The organism is Roseomonas sp. E05, assembly GCF_030063475.1.
GTDB lineage: Bacteria > Pseudomonadota > Alphaproteobacteria > Acetobacterales > Acetobacteraceae > Pseudoroseomonas.
This window is the reverse complement of sequence record NZ_JASIRT010000081.1, coordinates 1-2,350: the sequence shown is the minus strand read 5'-3', so window position 1 is coordinate 2,350 and position 2,350 is coordinate 1. Positions and strand designations below refer to the sequence as shown.

The window sequence follows — 2,350 nt, the reverse complement described above, 5'->3', positions numbered from 1 at the left end:
CCAGTTGGAATAGCCGACCACGCCATGGACATAGTCCGGCTTGTCGCCCAGCCAGGAGGAGAACTTGGTCAGATCAGCGGTGCTGTTGCCAACATAGACGCCAAGAGCGGTCATGGGGGAAGCCTTCTGAGTGAGCTGGGCGGGGGCCCGGCGTTGCTCACTCAAAAGTGAGTGATAGTTATTAACGGGTAGTTACTCAATCATGGGTTGTATCACAAAAAAGTGAGTTTTTGCGGATTGCCGGTCCGCGCACCGCAACCGAGGGCTGCCTTGGCTGTTTCTGGCCCGGCACACCGTGGGCGGAGCCTTGCCGGGCGGGACAGGGTCGCGCGGGCCGACGTGAAGCGTGCCCCATTGCCTTCAGGCGAAGCCGGCCCAGCGCTCAGCTGTCCGCCAGCAGAAGCCTTCCCGGTCCGCTTTCAGCAGAGTGCGGTCTGAAGGATGGATCCCGACTCTGCGCCAGCGGGCCGGTCAGCGGCTCTCTTGTGCCGGGACGTGCGGGAACAGGTCGCGCGAGAGATGGTCCCTCGCCGTCTGCCTGCAGCGGCAATTGCGGCAACCGGCTTATGGCTCAAGGGAACGGCCGCGTTTCTCTTCTCCAGCCTTTCCTCCCGCTCCGCCGGCGGGGCGCCTCCGGAGATGGCGTATCCTGGGCTCGAACATCCCGGCGATCTCCTCGTAGATCGTTCCCACCCGCAGGGGCTGCCCCTCGCGCATGAACACCTCGGGGACTGACTTTGCGGCATCGTCCAGGAGGGATGTGCTCGGTCTGCTGAGCTTTCCCGTTCGGCAGCCAGGCGCCCACCAGCGGAGGGCCTTCGCGGCCCCGAGGCCTGGTCGTCAGAGTACCACTCTCGGCGGAGCGGCCGGCGCCAGCTGCCGCACAGCCGACTGACGACATTAGGCCTGACGGATTGGTCGTCCGCGTCGCACCGCTCTCTGCAGCGCCTGGCCTGCAATCCCCGGGTCCACATCCCAGAGATACGGCAGATGCTCGGCACCGAAGCGGACAGGGTAAGCCAGAAATCACGTACTAGGCGGTTAGCGTCACCTCCAGCGGTTGCCAGCGCGCTTCCTGAAGTCCGCCCTGCTGCGTCATGGACTTCCTGACGGAAGGTGAGAGTAGGATGATGAATTGCACCGACCCTGCATCTCGAGCGCGCTGAGAAGGAGACAGTCTGTGGAACCGAGAGTGCTCTTTGCAGACAGGACCTTTCCCGACACGGCCCGCTATCTGCAGACAGCCGCGCCGGCCCTGCAGATCGAGGTCGATGACCTTGCCGCCCATCCGCAGCGCCGATGGACAGCACCGGTTGTGGTGCCCCTGATGACGCGGATTGATGGCGCCGTCATGGACCGCATCGACGGGCTGAAGCTGATCCAGCAATGGGGCGCCGGCCTGGAGGGGGTCGATCTCGCAGCTGCCACGGCGCGCGGCATCGCCGTGGGCAATGTTGCCAGCACAGCGACGGGCAACGCGGAATCCGTCGCGGAATGGTGCATCATGGCGGCACTGGCCCTGAGCCGCCACCTGCCGGATCTGAGCGCGCGGATGCGGCACGGCGGTGCGTGGGGCGGGCCGGTCGGCCGCTCTCTGCTCGGCCGCACAGCCTGCATCGTCGGCCTGGGCGGGATTGGCCAGGCGCTCGCCAGCCGGCTGCGGCCGTTCGGCATGCAGATCGTGGCAGCCACGCGGACCCCGGATACGGCTCGGGCCGCGGCATTCGGCATCGCGGACATCCGCGGGCTGGACCGCCTGGGTTCACTGCTCGGCATCAGTGACTATGTCTTCCTGTGCTTGCCGCTGACCCGGGAGACGCGGCACATCATCGATGCCGCGACCCTGCAGGCGATGCGCCCGGAGGCCTTTCTGATCAACGCCGGGCGCGGCGGGCTGGTGGATCAGGACGCCCTGCTGCAGGCCATCAACGCGCGGCAGATCGCGGGAGCCGGGCTCGACGTGTTCACGCCGGAACCCCTCAGCCCGTCCTCGCCGCTGCTGGAGCGCGCCGAGATCCTGGCGACACCCCATATCGCCGGGGTAACGGACTGGTCCTATGCACGGGTGGCCCAGCAGATTGCTCAGGTGATCGAGGCTGTCGCCGCGAAAGCGCCGCTGCCGCATTGCATCAACTGGCCAGCGGTCGCGGAACGGATCTACGCCGCTTAGCCGGCCGGTGCGCCGCCGGCCTCAAGCACCTGGCAAACACCCCCGCATCCAGCCGGTCTTGTACCGCCGAGTCTATGAGCTGACTTGCGGCACCCAGGGATAGCTGGTGAGGGAGCGGAGGCGGTCTGGAGTGAGCCTGCGCCATGCTTCGCAGGCGGCATCCCGCACGGCGTGATAGTC

Annotated in this window: 1 protein-coding gene; it reads left to right on the top strand. The window is 66.6% G+C overall.

Annotation, left to right across the window (positions count from 1 at the left end; translation table 11 throughout):
* Positions 1 to 1,192 precede the first annotated feature (1,192 nt).
* Positions 1,193 to 2,170, top strand: coding sequence for a 2-hydroxyacid dehydrogenase (locus QMO56_RS26695; protein ID WP_283530673.1), 978 nt, complete (start codon positions 1,193 to 1,195; stop codon positions 2,168 to 2,170).
* Positions 2,171 to 2,350: the final 180 nt, after the last annotated feature.